This window comes from Lysobacter oryzae DSM 21044 (assembly GCF_059568595.1).
In genome coordinates, this window is sequence record NZ_JCANTQ010000013.1 from 165,174 (window position 1) to 182,154 (window position 16,981).

Here is a 16,981-nt window from a genome sequence, read left to right on the forward strand (position 1 = left end):
CGGATCGGCACAAACAAGAACGCCGGCACGGGGCCGGCGTTTTCGCGTCGCGACCGGGGTCGCTTCAGTGCTTCATGTTCTTGCGCAGGCGCTCCAGCGCCTGCAGCTGCGCCAGGCTCATGGCGAGCTGGGCTTCGGCCTCCTGCGCGCTCATCTTCGGATCCTTCTTGGCGAGGATGCGCTCGGCTTCTTCCTTGGCCTTGCGGACCGCGGCTTCGTCGATGTCCTGGGCGCGGATCGCGGTGTCGGCCAGTACGGTCACGACCTGCGGCTGCACTTCGAGGATGCCACCGGAGACGGCGAAGTCGAGCTGCTCGCCGCCCGGCAGGGTCACCACGACCTTGCCCGGCTTCAGGCGCGTGATCAGCGGCGCGTGGCGCGGCGCGATGCCGAGCTCGCCCAGTTCGCCGGTCGCGACCAGGAGTTCGGCTTCACCGTGGAAGATTTCGTCTTCGGCGCTGACGATGTCGCAACGGAAGGTGCTCATGTGTCTCTCTTTCGTAGGGCGGGCCCAGGCCCGCCTTGCGTGTTGCCTTGGTGCTTCCGCAAGGCGGGCTTGCGCCCGCCCTGCGCCGTCGCGCTTTAGGCAGCGATCTTCTTGGCCTTCTCGACCGCTTCTTCGATCGAACCGACCATGTAGAACGCCTGCTCCGGCAGGTGGTCGTATTCGCCGTCGCAGATGCCCTTGAAGCCGCGGATCGTGTCCTTCAGCGACACGTACTTGCCCGGCGAGCCGGTGAACACTTCGGCGACGTGGAACGGCTGCGAGAAGAAGCGCTCGATCTTGCGCGCGCGGGCCACGGCCAGCTTGTCTTCTTCCGACAGCTCGTCCATGCCCAGGATCGCGATGATGTCCTTCAGTTCCTTGTACTTCTGCAGGGTCGACTGCACGCGGCGCGCGGTGTCGTAGTGCTCGTTGCCGATCACGTTCGGATCGAGCTGGCGCGAGGTCGAGTCGAGCGGGTCCACGGCCGGGTAGATACCCAGCGAGGCGATCTGGCGCGACAGCACGACGGTGGCGTCGAGGTGGGCGAAGGTGGTCGCCGGCGACGGGTCGGTCAGGTCGTCCGCGGGCACGTACACGGCCTGGATCGAGGTGATCGAACCGGTCTTGGTCGAGGTGATGCGTTCCTGCAGGACGCCCATTTCCTCGGCCAGGGTCGGCTGGTAACCCACCGCCGACGGCATGCGGCCGAGCAGCGCCGACACTTCGGTACCGGCCAGGGTGTAGCGGTAGATGTTGTCGACGAACAGCAGCACGTCCTTGCCCTTGCCCGACGCGTCCTTCTCGTCGCGGAAGTACTCGGCCATGGTCAGGCCGGTCAGCGCGACGCGCAGGCGGTTGCCCGGCGGCTCGTTCATCTGGCCGTACACCATCGCCACCTTGTCGAGGACGTTGGAGTCCTTCATCTCGTGGTAGAAGTCGTTGCCCTCGCGGGTACGCTCGCCCACGCCGGCGAACACGGACAGACCCGCGTGTGCCTTGGCGATGTTGTTGATGAGTTCCATCATGTTGACGGTCTTGCCCACGCCGGCGCCGCCGAACAGGCCGACCTTGCCGCCCTTGGCGAACGGGCACATCAGGTCGATGACCTTGATGCCGGTTTCCAGCAGCTCGTTGGCCGAGGACTGGTCTTCGTACGACGGCGCGGCGCGGTGGATTTCCCATGCGGTGTCGGCCTTGACCGGACCGGCTTCGTCGATCGGGTTGCCGAGCACGTCCATGATGCGGCCGAGCGTACCGGCGCCGACCGGCACCGAGATCGCCTTGCCGGTGTTGTCGGCAATCAGGTTGCGCTTGAGGCCGTCGGTCGAACCGAGGGCGATCGTGCGCACGACGCCGTCGCCGAGCTGCTGCTGCACTTCCAGCGTGATGTCGGTGTTCTGCACCTTGAGTGCGTCGTACACCTTCGGCACGCTCTCGCGCGGGAACTCGACGTCGACGACCGCGCCGATGATCTGAACGATCTTGCCCTGGTTCATTGCCATAGCCTCTTGATAACTCTTGAATTGCTGGTGTGGTGGCGCGTGCAGTCGCTCAGACCGCGGCCGCGCCCCCGACGATTTCGGAGATTTCCTGGGTGATCGCCGCCTGACGGGCCTTGTTGTAGACCAGTTGCAGGGTGCCGATCAGCTTGGTGGCGTTGTCCGACGCCGACTTCATCGCGACCATGCGCGCGGCATGCTCGGAGGCGAGGTTTTCCAGCACCGCCTGGTACACGACCGACTCGATGTAGCGGGTCAGCACGTGGTCGAGCACGGTCTTCTCGTTCGGCTCGTAGATGTAGTCCCAATCGTGGTGCGCGACCTGCGCTTCCGCCGGCGGCACCGGCAGCAGCTGGTCGAACGTCGCACGCTGGACCATCGTGTTGACGAAGTCGTTGTAGGCCAGGAACACCTTGTCGACCTTGCCCTCGGTGTAGGCGTCGGTCATGGCCTTGATCACGCCGACCAGCTGTTCCAGCCGCGGCGTGTCGCCCAGGTGCGTGACCGAGGCGAGCATGCCGACCTTGACCCGGCGGAAGAACACCGAGGCCTTCTGGCCGATGGTGACGACGTCGACTTCGACGCCCTGTTCCTGCCACTTGCGGATCTCGCCCAGCAGCTTGCGGAACATGTTGTTGTTGAGGCCGCCGGCCAGGCCGCGGTCGGACGACACGATCAGGTAGCCGACGCGCTTGGTTTCCTTGCGCTCGACCAGGTACGGATGCTGGTAGTCGGTGTTCGCCTGGGCGAGGTGGCCGATCACCTGCTTCATCGCGCGCGCGTACGGGCGCGACGACTTCATCCGATCCTGCGCCTTGCGGATCTTGGAGGCCGAGACCATCTCGAGCGCGCGCGTCACCTTGCGGGTGTTCTGCACGCTCTTGATCTTGGTTTTGATTTCGCGTCCGCCTGCCATCTTTCTTCTCGGTAGGGCGGGCTGATTGCCCGCCGTTTCGATTCAGCTCGTTGCAGCGGTGGGCACCGGCCCACCGGTTGCCATTACCAGGTGCCCGTGGCCTTGAACTCTTCGATGCCCTTCTTGAAGGTGGCCTCGATGTCGTCGTTCCAGTTGCCCGACTTGGCGATGTCGCCCATCAGCGCGCCCTGGGTGTTGGCGAAGTGCGCGTGCAGGGCCGCTTCGAAGGCACCGATCTTGGCGACGGCGACGTCGTCCATGTAGCCCTTGTCGACGGCGTAGATCGACAGCGCCTGTTCGGCGATCGACATCGGCGCGTACTGCTTCTGCTTCATCAGCTCGGTGACGCGCTGGCCGCGCTCGAGCTGCTTGCGGGTGGCTTCGTCCAGGTCCGAGGCGAACTGCGCGAACGCGGCGAGCTCACGGTACTGGGCGAGCGCGATGCGGATGCCGCCCGACAGCTTCTTGATGATCTTGGTCTGGGCGGCGCCACCGACGCGCGACACCGAGATACCGGCGTTCACGGCCGGGCGGATGCCGGCGTTGAACAGGTCGGTTTCCAGGAAGATCTGGCCATCGGTGATCGAGATCACGTTGGTCGGCACGAACGCCGAGACGTCGCCGGCCTGGGTTTCGATGATCGGCAGCGCGGTCAGCGAACCGGTCTTGCCCTTCACCGCACCGTTGGTGAACTTCTCGACGTACTCCTCGGACACGCGCGCGGCGCGCTCGAGCAGGCGGGAGTGCAGGTAGAACACGTCGCCCGGGTAGGCTTCTCGACCCGGCGGACGGCGCAGCAGCAGCGAGATCTGGCGGTAGGCCACGGCTTGCTTGGACAGGTCGTCGTAGATGATCAGCGCGTCTTCACCGCGGTCGCGGAAGTACTCGCCCATGGTGCAGCCCGAGTAGGCGGCGATGTACTGCATCGCGGCCGATTCCGAAGCCGAGGCGGCGACCACGGTGGTGTAGGCCATCGCGCCGTGCTCTTCGAGCTTGCGCACGATGTTGGCGATGGTCGAGTTCTTCTGGCCGATCGCGACGTAGATGCACTTAATGCCCGAGTGCTTCTGGTTGATGATGGCGTCGATGGCCATCGCGGTCTTGCCGGTCTGGCGGTCGCCGATGATCAGCTCGCGCTGGCCACGGCCGATCGGGATCATCGAGTCGACCGACTTGTAGCCGGTCTGCACGGGCTGGTCGACCGACTTGCGCCAGATCACGCCCGGGGCGATGGTTTCGACCGGAGCCGAGACCTTGGCGTCGATCGGACCCTTGCCGTCGATCGCCTCGCCCAGCGCGTTGACGACGCGGCCGAGCAGTTCCGGGCCGGTCGGCACTTCGAGGATGCGGCCGGTGGTCTTGGCGGTGTCGCCTTCGCGCAGGTGCTCGTAATCGCCCAGGACCACGGCGCCGACCGAGTCGCGCTCCAGGTTCAGCGCCAGCGCGTAGGTGGCGTTGGGGAGTTCGATCATTTCGCCCTGCATCACGTCGGCGAGGCCGTGGATGCGCACGATGCCGTCGGACACCGAGGTGACGGTGCCTTCGTTGCGCGCCTCGGCGGCCAGCTTGACCTTCTCGATGCGGGTCTTGATCAGTTCGCTGATTTCGGACGGGTTGAGCTGCGTGGTAGCCATGGGTGGTTCCCTATGTGCCGGCGTTGCCACCGACGTTTGCAAAGAATTTCGTTAGTTGGTCAGCGCGGACTGCAGGCGGCCGAGCTTGCCCTTGAGCGAGCCGTCGATCACCACGTCGCCCGCATCGATCACGGCGCCGCCGATCAGCGAGGCGTCGACCGCGGTCTCGACCTGCACGTCGCGGCCGAAGCGCTTCTTCAGCGCGGCCTTGATGCCCTCGAGCTCGCCGTCGCCCAGCGCGGTCGCGGAGGTGACGCGCGCCTTGACCACGCGCTCGGCTTCCGCGCGCAGTTCCTCGAACAGGCCGGCGATTTCCGGCAGCAGCGCGAGGCGGCGGTTGTCCGCCAGCAGGGCGAGGAAGTTGCGCAGCGAGTCGCCGGCGCCATCGATGGCGAGCAGCGAGACGGCGTCGGCGTTGTCCAGGCGCGGGCTGCCGAGGAGTTCGGCGACCCGCGGGTCGGCGGCGACACGCGCGGCGAACGCGAGCGCGTTCGACCACGACGCGTAGTCGCCCGCGTCCCGCGCGATGCCGAAGGCGGCGCGGGCGTAGGGACGTGCGAGGGTGAGGGCCTGGCTCATCGGTCTCAGATCTCGGCGGCGAGTTCGTCGAGCAGCGCCTTGTGGGCGTTGGCGTCGATCTCACGGCGCAGCAGCTTCTCGGCACCGGTCACGGCCAGGGTCGACACCTGCTTGCGCAGGTCTTCCTTGGCGCGGTTGGCGGCGGCGACGATCTCGGCTTCGGCCACGGCCTTCTGGCGGGTGGCTTCGGCGATCGCGTCGTTCTTGGCCTGATCGATGATCTGGTTGGCGCGCTGGTGGGCCTGCTCGATGATCTCGTTGGCCTTGGCGCGAGCCGTACGCAGTTCACCTTCAGCGGTTTCCTGCGCCTGCGCGAGTGCGCGCTGGCTGTTGTCAGCCGCGGCCAGACCTTCGGCGATTTTCTTTTGGCGTTCTTCGAGCGCCGCATTCAGCGGCGGCCAGATGAACTTCATCGTGAACCAGACAAGGATCGCGAAGGAAAGCATCTGGCCGAAGAAAGTCATGTTGATATTCACGACGCGTCCTCGAGGGATTTCTTCAGACCGGCACGATCGGGACCGCGCCGGGGAGTTGCTTCCGCGCCGCGCCCCATGGGAGCGCGGCACGTCGAGCCTGCTTAGGCGGCAGCGTTCTGCAGCGCGCTCAGCAGCGGGTTGGCGATGCCGAAGAACAGGGCCACGGCGAGGCCGATGATGAACGCCGCGTCGATCAGGCCGGCCAGCAGGAACATGCGGCCCTGCAGCACCGGGATCAGCTCCGGCTGGCGCGCGGCGGATTCGAGGAACTTCGAACCCATGATGGCGATGCCGAGGCACGCGCCGAGGGCGCCGAGGCCGATGATGATGCCGATGGCGACGGCGGTCAGGCCCTGCACGTGAGCGATGAATTCCATGGTGTTCTCCAGCGATTGTCTAAGGGGTGTAGCGGTGGAAGGGAAAAGCGAATTGCGGAATGCGTCAGTGGCCTTCGCGCGCACCGGCGATGTAGACGACGGTGAGGATCATGAAGATGAAGGCCTGCAGCAGGATGATCAGGATGTGGAAGATGCCCCACGCCGCGTTGGCGATGACGCCCGGCAGGAAGGTCACCCAGCCGGTCATCAGGCCGGCGATGAGCATGAACACGAGCTCGCCGCCGTACATGTTGCCGAACAGTCGCATCGCCAGCGAAATCGGCTTCACCAGCCACTCGATGATGTTCATCACCAGGTTGACCGGGGCCAGCACGATCGCGCCGAAGCCGTGCGCGTGGAACGGCGCGGTCAGCAGTTCCTTGCCGAAGCCCATGCCGCCCTTGGCCGACCAGGCGTGGCCGATCAGGATCAGGAAGACGGACGACGAGATGCCGAGCGTGGTGTTGAGATCGGCGGTCGGAACGACGCGGAAGAAGGTGTGGTGTGCGGCCTCTTCACCACCGACCAGGGTGATGAGCATGCCGGGCAGGTCGAGCGGGATCAGGTCCATGGTGTTCATGAACACGATCCACATGAAGATGGTGAGCGCCAGCGGCGTGACCGAGCGCCGGTCGCCGTGGAAGGTGTCACGCACCTGGCCATCGACGAATTCGACGATCAGTTCGACGAAGGCCTGGCCCTTGCTGGGAACGCCTGCGGTCGCCTTGCGCGCGGCGCGGCCGAACCACAGGACGAACAGCAGGCCGAGCGCCAGGGCGACAGCCCAGGAGTCCCAGTTGAAATTGGAAGGATCGGCCGGGGCGCCATGAACCGCCTGATTGTGGGTCAGGTGGTGCTGGATGTATCCGGTCAAACCGCCGCCACTAGATTCACTCACGAAACGACACCTATCGTCTGATCGAATTGGCCAGCACCAGGGCCAGCGTGGCCGCGATAACGCCGGCCATCAGGGGTATTCCAGGGAGGCGGAACAGCCCCAGTGCGATCACGATTGCGACCAGCACCAGCAGCCACTTCAACGCCATCCCCATCAACAGCCGCGCGAACGCGACGCCCGCCGGACTTACCCCTCCACCCAGTGCCACCAGCGCCGAGAGCCAGGCCGCCAGGGTGACCGCGCCGCCGCCGACCAATGCGGCCAGCATCCAGGGCAGTCCCTTGGCGAGGAAGGCCAGCACCACCAGCACGGTGGCGACGGCCTGCCAGGCGATCGCTCGCTGCGCCAGCCGCCGGCCCGCGGCGATTGGATTCGACACGCGGCAGGCTCCATACGGAGAGCGTTGGGGTGGACAAATGGGGCAGAAAAGCGCCCTGCGAAGCCGCAAAAGTATAGCAGTGGGAACTTTTCCGCGGCAACCGCGAAAAGCCGGGGCCGGCCGGTCGGCGCCCGGGGCCCGCGCCGACCGGCCGGCGCTGGAATCGCCTGAAATCAGGGCAAAAGTGACGAGCGAACCGCGGCCGCGCATTCATGGAACCTTCGCCTAGCCCCCGGGTCGGACCCCATAGGCCTGCTCCTTCCTCGTCGATCCGTCGCAGGCCTGCGAAGCCCTGGTTCCGAGGCCGGGGCTTCGTCTTTTCCGCTCCGCGCGGAATCGCGCTCGCCGGGATCGGGTTATTCCGGCGCTTCGGCCAGCGCCCACGCGACCGCGTCCTCGGCGTGGATGCGGGTGGTATCGAACAGCGGTACGACGGCGTCCGCCGGCGCCACGAGCAGGCCGATCTCGGTGCAGCCCAGCACGATGCCCTGCGCCCCCGCCGCCACCAGGTCGCCGATCGCGCTTCGGTAGAAGGCCCGCGACTCCTCGCGGATCACGCCGCGGCACAGCTCCTCGTAGATCACCGCGTGGATGCGATCGCGCGCCGGCGCGTCGGGCACGATCACCTGCAGCCCGTTGCGCTCCAGGCGCTCCCGGTAGAAGGCCTGCTCCATGGTGAAGCGCGTACCGAGCAGGCCCACCCGTGCCAGGCCGGCGGCACGGATGCGCCGCGCCGTCGCGTCGGCGATGTGCAGGAGCGGCACCGACGTCGCCGCCTCGATCTGCGGCGCGACCAGGTGCATGGTGTTGGTGCAGATGAGCAGCGCCTGCGCCCCGGCCCGCTGCAGGCGCGAAGCCGCATCCGCCAGCATCGCGCCCGCCGCGTCCCATTCGCCCCGGTGCTGCAGCGCTTCGATTTCGGCGAAATCGACGCTGTAGAGCAGGAGCTTCGCCGAATGCAGGCCACCCAGGCGGGCGCGCACGCCTTCGTTGAGCAGGCGGTAATAAGGCAGCGTGGATTCCCAGCTCATGCCGCCGAGCAGGCCGAGGGTGCGCATGCAGGTGCTCCGTTCCGAGGCCGCTCAGGATACGGCGCGCCGGCGAACCTCACCCCTCCGCAGCCCGGGTTGCAGGCGCCGGCCCGCAACAGGACCGGCACCGCGGATTGCGGCGCGCCTATTTCTTCTTCGGCAGGTAGAGGTCGGTGATCGTGCCGTCGTACACCTCGGCCGCCATGCCGACCGATTCGCTCAGGGTCGGATGCGGATGGATGGTATGGCCGATGTCGTGGACCTCGCAGCCCATCTCGATGGCGAGGCCGAGTTCGGCGATCAGGTCGCCCGCATGCACGCCCACGATGCCGGCGCCGATGATGCGGTGCGTGGCCTCGTCGAACACCAGCTTGGTGAAGCCCTCGGTGCGGCCGATGCCGATCGCGCGGCCCGATGCGGCCCAGGGGAACTTGCCCACGCCGACCTTCAGGCCCTTCCCCTTGGCTTCGGTCTCGGTCACGCCGACCCACGCGATCTCCGGATCGGTGTAGGCCACCGACGGGATCACCCGCGCGACCCACTCCTTCTTCTCGCCGGCGGCCACTTCCGCGGCGAGCTTGCCCTCATGGGTCGCCTTGTGCGCGAGCATCGGGTTACCGACGATGTCGCCGATGGCGAAGATGTGCGGCACGTTGGTGCGCATCTGCCGGTCGACCGGAATGAAGCCGCGGTCGGTGACGTTCACGCCGGCCTTGGCGGCGTCGATCTTGCCGCCGTTGGGGGCGCGCCCCACCGCGACGAGCACGCGATCGAACAGCTGCGCCTCGATCGACGCGGGCTTGCCCGCCTCGGCGCCTTCGAACGAGACCTTGAGGCCGCCTTTCTGCGCCTCGGTACCCGCGGCCTTGGTGCGCAGGTGCACGGCGACGCCCTGTTTCTTCAGGCGATCGGCGAGCGGCTTGACCAGGTCCGGATCGGCGCCCGGCATCAGCTGGTCCATGAACTCGACGACGGTGACTTCCGACCCCAGCGCGCGGTACACCGTCGCCATCTCCAGGCCGATGATGCCGCCACCGACCACCAGCAGCTTCTTCGGCACGTCGGCCAGGTCGAGCGCGTCAGTGGAATCCATCACGCGCTTGTCGTCCCACGGGAAGCCCGGCAGCTTCACCGCCTGCGAGCCCGCCGCGATGATGCATTGCTCGAAACGGATCAGCTGTGTGCCGGCCTTGCCGGCGACTTCCAGCTCGTTCGCCGAGACGAAGCGGCCGACGCCTTCGACCACGCGCACCTTGCGCTGCTTGGACATGCCGGCCAGGCCCTTGGTGAGCTGGCCGACGACCTTGTCCTTGTACTCGCGCAGCTTGTCGAGGCTGATCTTGGGCTTGCCGAAATCGATGCCGTAGTCGCTGGCGTGGGCGGCCTCGTCGACGACCGCGGCCGCGTGCAGCAACGCCTTGGACGGGATGCAGCCGACGTTGAGGCAGACGCCGCCGAGCGAGGCATAACGCTCGACCAGCACCGTATCCAGGCCGAGATCGGCGGAACGGAACGCGGCGGTGTAGCCACCGGGGCCCGAACCGAGCACGAGCATGCGGCACTCGATGTCGGCCTTGCGGCCGCTGGCCGCTGCGGCCTGCGGCGCGGAGGACGCGGGCGCCGGCGCTGTCGCCTGCGACGGCGTTGTCGTTGCCGTTTTCGTTGGCGCGGACGCCTGCGGTGCGGGAGCGGGCGCCGGCGCGGCTGTGGGCGTCGGCGCGGGTGCGTTGGCATCGGTTTCCAGGATGGCGACGACGCTGCCTTCCGACAGCTTGTCGCCGACCTTCACCTTCAACTCCACGATCTTGCCGGACGCCGCGGCCGGCACCTCCATCGTCGCCTTGTCCGACTCCAGCGTGACCAGGCCCTGGTCCTTCTGCACCACGTCGCCGACTGCGACGAGCACTTCGATCACCGGGACGTCGTCGTAACCGCCGATGTCGGGAACCTTGAGTTCGATGTTGGCCATGGCCCTTCCGTTCAATGCGTGGTGCGCGCGGCTGCCTGCAGCCGGCGCGAAATGGAATTACTTCGCCGGGCTCATCGCCGCGAGCACCTTGTCCATGCGATCGAGCGACTCGCCCAACTGGCGCCAGCGCTTCTGCCGCTTCTCGTCGCCCTCGTCGCTCGCCTCGATCAGCAGGTCGATCTGGTCGCGCATCAGCTCGCCGAGGTCGCACGAGGGCGCCAGGCCACTCACGCGCAGGTCGCCGGCGACGAACAGCCAGGTGTCCTTCTCGCTGAAGGGCGCCTGGCTGCCTTCGGGAGCGGCGACGGACAACGCACGGCGCCATGCCTCGACGAAGCGGCTCGCGACCGCGGCGGGAATCGCGGCGTCGTTGAGATCGGGCTCCTGGTTGGTGCGCAGCTCGAGCTTGGTCGCGCTCCAGAAATGCACGCGCTCGTCGGCCACCGCGCGACGCAGGGTCCAGTCGCGCCCCTCCACGGCCGGGATCAGCAGCACGCCGCTTTCGACGCCGGAACTCGGCAGCAGCGTGAAGCTCCAGGCCGGCTGGCTGCCCACCGCGAACAGCCGTTCGACCGCGCTGCCGTAGTTCTCCGTGGCCGGCGGCCACCCGCGTCCGAGCGCGAGCTTGCAGTCGTCGGCGTGCGCCGCCGGTGCCAGCAGCAGCGCCGTGGCCAGCACCAGCGCGCGGATCACAGCAGCACCCGGCGCATGTCGGCCAGCAACTGGGCGAGATAGGCGGTGAAGCGCGCCGCGGCGGCGCCATCGATCACGCGATGGTCGTAGCTGAGCGACAGGGGCAGGAGCAAACGCGGCGCGAACTGCTTGCCGTCCCACACCGGCCGGATCGCCGACTTGGACACGCCGAGGATCGCCACCTCCGGCGCATTGACGATCGGGGTGAACTTGGTGCCGCCGATGCCGCCGAGCGAACTGATCGAGAAGCAGCCACCCTGCATGTCGGCCGGGCCGAGCTTGCCGTCGCGCGCCTTCTTCGCCAGCTCGGAGGTCTCCTGCGCGATCTGCAGCACGCCCTTCTTGTCGACGTCGCGCACGACCGGGACCACCAGGCCGTTGGGCGTGTCCGCCGCGAAGCCGATGTGGAAGTACTTCTTGAGCGTGAGGTTCTCGCCACTGGCATCGAGCGAGGCGTTGAAGGTCGGATACTTCTGCAGCGCGGCGACCGAAGCCTTCATCAGGAAGGCGAGCATGGTGAGCTTGATGCCCGCCTTCTCGTTCTCCTTGTTGAGCTGCACGCGCAGCTCTTCCAGGTCGGTGATGTCGGCGTCGTCGTGCTGGGTGACGTGCGGGATCATCGCCCAGTTGCGGGCGAGGTTGGCGCCGGAGATCTTCTGGATGCGCGAGAGCTCGCGCGTCTCGATTTCGCCGAACTTGGCAAAGTCGACCTTGGGCCACGGCAGCAGGTTGAGGCCGCCTCCGGCCGTGGCCGGCGCGCCGGCGGCCGCGACGCCGCCGCCGGTCATCACCGACTTCACGAACTTCGACACGTCGTCCTTGCCGATACGGCCGCCGCGTTCGCTGCCCTTCACCTGCGCGAGGTCGACACCGAGTTCGCGGGCGAACAGGCGCACGGCCGGGCTGGCATACGGCACCTTGTCCGGCATCAGCTCGTCGGCGGTGAAGGCCACCGGCGGGGTGCGCGGCGGCCCGGCTTCGGGATCGATGCCGGGGCGGTTGTCGATGGCGGTGGCGGCTCGCGCCTGGTCCGCCGGCTGGCGTTCGATCGACTGCTGAGCGATGCGATCGGGCTGGGCGGGCACCGCCACCGGCTCGACCTTGGTCGCGGTTTCCGCCGCCATGGTCGTGGGCTGCGCCACCGGTTCGGCGCGCGGCGGCTCCGCGGGGGCCGGGGCGGCGGCATCGGTGGCTTCGATCAGCGCGACCACGCTGCCTTCGGACAGCTTGTCGCCGACCTTGACCTTGAGCTCGCGCACCACGCCGGCGAACGGCGCGGGCACTTCCATGGTGGCCTTGTCGGACTCCAGCGTGACCAGGCCCTGGTCCAGCTTCACCGTATCGCCCACGGCGACCAGCAGTTCGATCACGGGCACGTCGTCGTAGCCCCCGATGTCGGGGACGCGTGCTTCCTTCAACTCAGCCATGGGGGGCCCTGCCAGCGCGAAAGTCCCTATTGTGTCCGCTGCGCTGGGGATGCGCCAACCGATCGCGGCCGGTCGCCCGGTACTGATTTCGTATTCCTGCAACGGGAGTCACCCGCGAGCGGGTGGCGAGCGATGCCGCGTCACGGTACGCCCGCGCATGGAAGGCATCCGCGCCATGCCGGCCTGAATGTGGATTTCACAAAGCCTTTCCACCTGCGGGCTAGCCTGCCTGCGCCGTTTTATCCGCCCGGAGCCTTCGCGATGACCACCAAGCTCGACAAGCCCATCCGCCGAGAAATCGAGATCGACGACAAGGCCTACACCCTGACCATCGACGGCGATGGCCTGAAGATCGTCGAAAAAGGCCGGCGTAACGGCCAGGAATTGCGTTGGCGCGACCTGATCGGCGGCGACACTGCGCTCAGCGCCGCATTGGGCGCCAGCACCGGCGGCTGATACGGCACGCGGTAGGCGATCGTGCCCGAAGGCCCGTCGATCGTCATCCTGCGCGAACAAGCGGCCGGCTTTGCCGGCAAGGTCGTCAAGGACGTCGCCGGCAACAGCCACCTTGAACTGGAGCGCATGCGCGGCCGCCGCGTGCTCGCGCTGCGCAGCTGGGGCAAGCATTTCCTGGTGTGTTTCGACGGCTTCGCGCTGCGCGTGCACTTCATGCTGTTCGGCAGCTACCGCATCAACGAACGCCGCGACGCCGCCCCGCGCCTGAGCCTGCGCTTCGCCCGTGGGGAACTGAATTTCTACGCCTGTTCGCTCAAGTACATCGAGGGCGACCTCGACGCGGTCTACGACTGGAGCGCGGACGTGATGGCGCCGGAATGGAATCCGCGCGCCGCGCACCGCAAGTTGCGGGCGATGCCGGATGCGCTGGCCTGCGACGTGCTGCTCGACCAGGACGTGTTCGCCGGTTGCGGCAACATCATCAAGAACGAAGTCCTGCACCGCATCCGCGTGCACCCCGAGAGCACCGTCGGCGCGCTCTCGCCGCGCAAACGCGGCGAACTGGTCCGGCAGGCACGCGACTACAGCTTCGATTTCCTCGAATGGAAGAAGGCCTACGTGCTGCGCAAGCACTGGCAGGTGCATGCCAAGACCCATTGCCCGCGTGACGGCATGCGCCTGTCATACCGGGCCAAGCTCGGCCGCCGGCAGCGCCGCGCCTTCTGGTGCGAGCACTGCCAGCGGCTTTACCAGTGACGGCAGCCGTACCCCGTGATCAGTCGCCGATGATGCGCAGGCCGAAGACGAAGCTGGCGTCGGCGACATGGTTCACCGCGCCGGCCAGGTTCATCCGCACCAGGGTTTCCTGCTGGAAGAACGCCGTCGCCTGCGCATCGGTCAGGCCGTAGTTGTCGACCAGGGCGCGCTTGCTGAGGAAGCCGGCGATGCACACCGCCGAGTCGCGGCTGCGCTGGGTGAAGGCGGCGCCCGGGGCCAGCGGCACTTCGTAGAACTCCGACGAGGTCAGGCCGGTATCGAGCCGGCCGCCGAACGGCAGCCCCGTCATCGGGTTCACCAGCGCCGGATCGTTGAGCACCGGATTCTCGATGGTCAGTGTCGGGCTGTAGCGCAGCAATGCGTTGACCGGCGTCGTGCCCGGGTTCTCGTAACGCACGGTCACCAGCGGCGAGACCCAGTAGCACAGCAGCGACTTGGTCGCCCTGGGCGGCAGGCGGATGCGGGCGAGGTCGTTGAAGCTGAAGCTGGTGAACGCACCGGGCGTGAGCACCTGGCAGCCCGGACCGGTCCAGGTCGAGCAGTCGGCGGTCAGCGCGGCGTTCAACTGGGTCACGCCCAGCCAGCGCAGGTTGCGGCCGAACGAATCCACGTCGCCGACGTCCTCGACGGTGACGGCGTCCGCGGCCGCGGGCGCGACCCGCTTGCTCAGGGTCAGGCCGCGCTGCTGCTGCGGCGACACCAGGTCGGCGGAGCGGACATCGACGGCATCGGGGCGTTGCGGCGCCTGCCCGGCATGTACGAAGACGGCCGCGAGTGCCAGGCCGATGGCGCCCACGGTGATCAGACCGCGCTGACCGACTACGGATTTCCTATGCATTGCCGATGCCTCCTATGGCGTGATGGCACCGTCAATTACGCATTCGGACCAGCGCAAGGGACACCCGAACGGGTTAGGGGTGCTCCGCCTCCGCGTGCACGCGCTCGCGGCGCAGCAGGTACAGGCCGCTGGCGACGATGATCCCGGCGCCGGCCCAGGTCACCGCGTCCGGCAGCACGCCCCACAGGGTGGCGTCGAGCAGCACGCCCCACACCAGCGCCGTGTACTCGAGCGGCGCGATCAGCGAGGCCTCGCCGAGGCGGAAGGCTTCGGTGATCGCGTACTGCCCGAGCGCGCCGGCGACGCCCACGCCGGCGATCACCCACGCGTCGGCGCCGCGGATCGGCATCCATTGCGGCAGCGCCAGCAGCCCCGCGCCCAGCGCCATGAAGCACAGCAGCCAGACCATCAACGCCTGCGTGCTGTCGGTGCGCGCGATGATCCGCACCGTGATGGCCGAAACCGAGTAGCCGAACGCCGCCACCAGCACCGCCAGCCCGGCCAGGCTCAGCACGCCCTCGCCGGTGGGGCGCAGCACCACCAGCACCCCGAGCAGGCCGACACCGATCGCGGCCCAGCGCCGCGGGCCCACGCGCTCGCCAAGAAAGGGCACCGACAGCGCGGTGATCATCAGCGGCGCGACGAAGAAGATCGAATAGGCCTCCGACAGCGGCAGGCTCCGCAGGGCGTAGACGAAGCCGCCCATCATCATGATGCCGAGCACCCCGCGCAGCAGGTGCAGCGACCAGCGCACGCGGAACAGCGTCCTGGCACCGCCGGTCCACAGCGCCCACACCAGCACCAGCGGCAACGATGATGCGCCCCGGATCGCCGACACCTGGAACGGCGGATAGTGCGCGCTCAGCGCCTTCAGGCCGGCGTCCATCAGGCAGAACAGCAGCACCGCGGCCAGCATGTAGGCGATCGCCTGCAGCGACCGTCCTGGATGTGCACTCACTTCGTCGATTCCTTGCGGCAATGGCGGTCGCGTCGCTCCGGCGGCGCGCGCAACACGTGGGGGAGGTAGTAGTCGAGCAGCGAACCGGCCAACGCGACGTCCTGCGCCGGGATGAGCGTCGCGGCGTCGCGCATCCAGCCCGCCTTGCAGGCCGCGGCGTCCTGGCCGCTGGCGGCGCATTGCAACAGATGATCGAAGGCGATGCGAAACGTGCCGAAGTGCGCGCGGTCCAGCGGCGCGCCGTGCCCCGGCACCAGCACGGCGAAATCCACGGCGTCCAGGCGCCGCAGCGCGGCCTGCCAGCCCGCGCTGCAGGCCGTATCGAACAACGGCACCGGCAGCGTCACCAGGTCGCCCGCGACCAGCGTGCGCGTGGCCGGATCGAACAGCCACACGTCGCCGCCGCTCACCGCGTTGTCTTCCAGGCCCAGGTGCAGGCGCCGCCCCGCCAGCGCTACGTCCTGCTGCGATGCGGCCACCACGTGCGTCGGCGCCAGGGCGCGACCGGCATCGATGCGCGCCACTTCCTCGCGCCACCCCGCGATCGCCTCGGCCGTCGCCGCCTCCGGTTGGGCGATGAGCGCCTGCAACTGCGCGCGATAGTCGGCAAGGAAGCCATGCAGGGCTTCGTCGATCGCTGCACTGGCAAAGACTTCGGCCTGCGGAAAGGCGTCGCGCAACGCCGCATTGCCGGCGACATGGTCCAGGTGCCAGTGCGAGTTGACGATGGCGGCTACTGGCAGCCCGCTGCTGCGCGCGGCGTCGATGATGCGCGCGGTGTGTTGCGCGTGGCGGCCGCTGTCGACCACGACCAGGCCGCGGCGACCGCGCAGGAGCACGGTGTTGCCGTCGGGCTGCGCACCGGCGACGAAGGTTCCCGGCAACAGCGACACGCCGGGGGCGACAACCGTACCCGGCAACGGCGGCCGCGCCGGCGTCGCCGCGCAGCCGGCCAGCAGGGCGATCGCCACCAGTGCGCCGATGCTGCGCATGCGTACCCCGTCGTCATTGCCTCCTGGCAACGTGCCGCAGCGCGCAGGCAGCGCCAATAGGCCGCAGGTCACGTCCGCCGCAGCCGGCCGCGCAGGCCCCAGGCATAGGCGAGGTAATGGCCGAGCACCAGCCCGCCCACGGCCAGCACGCTGCCTTGCTGCGACAGCCACGCCGCGTGCCCGCCGGCCGTCCACGCCTGCGCCATGCGGTACACGCCGAAGGCGAGCCGGGCCACGACCACCAGCGTCAGCGCCAGCACCAGCCAACGGTTGGGGGTGTAGAACAGTCCTTGTGGCGTGACCTCGAAGCGCGTGAGCGCCAGGCCCAGGATCCCCGCCAGCGCGCCCGCTGCCAGACCGGCGAGGGCATGCCGCAGCGCGCCGTCGATCCAGTGGCTCGTCAGCCACGCGCTGGCGACGAACACGCACGCCGACACCAGCAACGACCAGGCGTTGACCGCCGTCACCCAGCGCGCCGCGCGCCGGCGCGCGCGGCCGCTGCGATAGCGCTGCCACAGCGCGAAGGGCAGCAACAGCAGCCACAGCAGCACCAGCGCCATGACCAACACCGGCAGCAGCAGCAACAGCGGCACCG

General features: G+C 68.1%; 19 protein-coding genes. 2 read left to right on the top strand and 17 right to left on the bottom strand.

Translation table 11 applies throughout. The features are described from left to right. Positions 1 to 64 precede the first annotated feature (64 nt). The 13 genes from BP05_RS13005 to BP05_RS13065 all read right to left on the bottom strand — a co-directional run bounded on the left by BP05_RS13005 (position 65) and on the right by BP05_RS13065 (position 12,365). Positions 65 to 487, bottom strand: a complete 423-nt coding sequence (locus tag BP05_RS13005) for a F0F1 ATP synthase subunit epsilon (RefSeq protein ID WP_496364133.1) — start codon at positions 485 to 487, stop codon at positions 65 to 67. A gap of 95 nt (positions 488 to 582) precedes the next feature. Then, the gene (gene atpD, locus BP05_RS13010; protein ID WP_496364135.1) at positions 583 to 1,983 is read right to left on the bottom strand and encodes a F0F1 ATP synthase subunit beta; all 1,401 of its coding nucleotides are present in this window, start codon (positions 1,981 to 1,983) and stop codon (positions 583 to 585) included. Between the two features lie 55 nt (positions 1,984 to 2,038). Continuing rightward, positions 2,039 to 2,902, bottom strand: a complete 864-nt coding sequence (gene atpG, locus BP05_RS13015; RefSeq protein WP_496364137.1) for a F0F1 ATP synthase subunit gamma — start codon at positions 2,900 to 2,902, stop codon at positions 2,039 to 2,041. A gap of 83 nt (positions 2,903 to 2,985) precedes the next feature. Further along, on the bottom strand, positions 2,986 to 4,536 hold the full coding sequence (atpA, locus tag BP05_RS13020) for a F0F1 ATP synthase subunit alpha (RefSeq protein ID WP_496364139.1): 1,551 nt from the start codon (positions 4,534 to 4,536) through the stop codon (positions 2,986 to 2,988). A 51-nt stretch (positions 4,537 to 4,587) separates the two neighbouring features. Beyond that, a complete protein-coding gene (locus BP05_RS13025) occupies positions 4,588 to 5,115 on the bottom strand; it encodes a F0F1 ATP synthase subunit delta (protein ID WP_496364141.1) in 528 nt (175 codons plus the stop codon). Positions 5,116 to 5,120: 5 nt separating this feature from the next. Further along, the gene (locus tag BP05_RS13030) at positions 5,121 to 5,579 is read right to left on the bottom strand and encodes a F0F1 ATP synthase subunit B (protein ID WP_496364446.1); all 459 of its coding nucleotides are present in this window, start codon (positions 5,577 to 5,579) and stop codon (positions 5,121 to 5,123) included. Between the two features lie 113 nt (positions 5,580 to 5,692). After that, positions 5,693 to 5,968 (bottom strand): F0F1 ATP synthase subunit C, encoded by a 276-nt coding sequence (gene atpE / locus BP05_RS13035; RefSeq protein WP_187713084.1) that lies wholly within the window; start codon positions 5,966 to 5,968, stop codon positions 5,693 to 5,695. A gap of 64 nt (positions 5,969 to 6,032) precedes the next feature. Then, the gene (gene atpB / locus BP05_RS13040; RefSeq protein ID WP_496364143.1) at positions 6,033 to 6,866 is read right to left on the bottom strand and encodes a F0F1 ATP synthase subunit A; all 834 of its coding nucleotides are present in this window, start codon (positions 6,864 to 6,866) and stop codon (positions 6,033 to 6,035) included. Between the two features lie 10 nt (positions 6,867 to 6,876). Continuing rightward, the gene (locus BP05_RS13045; protein ID WP_496364145.1) at positions 6,877 to 7,245 is read right to left on the bottom strand and encodes an ATP synthase subunit I; all 369 of its coding nucleotides are present in this window, start codon (positions 7,243 to 7,245) and stop codon (positions 6,877 to 6,879) included. Between the two features lie 356 nt (positions 7,246 to 7,601). Next, positions 7,602 to 8,303, bottom strand: coding sequence for an aspartate/glutamate racemase family protein (locus BP05_RS13050; protein WP_496364147.1), 702 nt, complete (start codon positions 8,301 to 8,303; stop codon positions 7,602 to 7,604). Between the two features lie 118 nt (positions 8,304 to 8,421). Further along, positions 8,422 to 10,245 (bottom strand): dihydrolipoyl dehydrogenase, encoded by a 1,824-nt coding sequence (lpdA, locus tag BP05_RS13055; RefSeq protein WP_496364149.1) that lies wholly within the window; start codon positions 10,243 to 10,245, stop codon positions 8,422 to 8,424. 57 nt (positions 10,246 to 10,302) lie between these two features. Continuing rightward, positions 10,303 to 10,938, bottom strand: a complete 636-nt coding sequence (locus BP05_RS13060) for a hypothetical protein (protein ID WP_496364151.1) — start codon at positions 10,936 to 10,938, stop codon at positions 10,303 to 10,305. Beyond that, positions 10,935 to 12,365: a dihydrolipoyllysine-residue acetyltransferase gene (locus BP05_RS13065; RefSeq protein ID WP_496364153.1), complete on the bottom strand. Its 1,431-nt coding sequence runs from the start codon at positions 12,363 to 12,365 to the stop codon at positions 10,935 to 10,937. The genes BP05_RS13060 and BP05_RS13065 overlap by 4 nt, the downstream gene beginning before the upstream one ends. A gap of 261 nt (positions 12,366 to 12,626) precedes the next feature. Here BP05_RS13065 and BP05_RS13070 point away from each other — a divergent pair, with 261 nt between their 5' ends. Both BP05_RS13070 and BP05_RS13075 read left to right on the top strand, forming a co-directional pair. Further along, on the top strand, positions 12,627 to 12,821 hold the full coding sequence (locus BP05_RS13070; protein ID WP_496364155.1) for a hypothetical protein: 195 nt from the start codon (positions 12,627 to 12,629) through the stop codon (positions 12,819 to 12,821). 21 nt (positions 12,822 to 12,842) lie between these two features. Then, a complete protein-coding gene (locus tag BP05_RS13075) occupies positions 12,843 to 13,577 on the top strand; it encodes a DNA-formamidopyrimidine glycosylase family protein (RefSeq protein ID WP_496364157.1) in 735 nt (244 codons plus the stop codon). 19 nt (positions 13,578 to 13,596) lie between these two features. Here BP05_RS13075 and BP05_RS13080 read toward each other — a convergent pair whose 3' ends face one another. The 4 genes from BP05_RS13080 to BP05_RS13095 form a co-directional block, all read right to left on the bottom strand. After that, positions 13,597 to 14,436, bottom strand: coding sequence for a hypothetical protein (locus BP05_RS13080; RefSeq protein ID WP_496364159.1), 840 nt, complete (start codon positions 14,434 to 14,436; stop codon positions 13,597 to 13,599). Between the two features lie 73 nt (positions 14,437 to 14,509). After that, positions 14,510 to 15,352: a DMT family transporter gene (locus BP05_RS13085; RefSeq protein WP_496364448.1), complete on the bottom strand. Its 843-nt coding sequence runs from the start codon at positions 15,350 to 15,352 to the stop codon at positions 14,510 to 14,512. Positions 15,353 to 15,390: 38 nt separating this feature from the next. Continuing rightward, positions 15,391 to 16,386 (bottom strand): MBL fold metallo-hydrolase, encoded by a 996-nt coding sequence (locus tag BP05_RS13090; RefSeq protein ID WP_496364161.1) that lies wholly within the window; start codon positions 16,384 to 16,386, stop codon positions 15,391 to 15,393. Between the two features lie 68 nt (positions 16,387 to 16,454). Beyond that, the gene (locus BP05_RS13095; protein ID WP_496364163.1) at positions 16,455 to 16,979 is read right to left on the bottom strand and encodes a DUF1453 domain-containing protein; all 525 of its coding nucleotides are present in this window, start codon (positions 16,977 to 16,979) and stop codon (positions 16,455 to 16,457) included. Between the last annotated feature and the right edge of the window lie 2 nt (positions 16,980 to 16,981).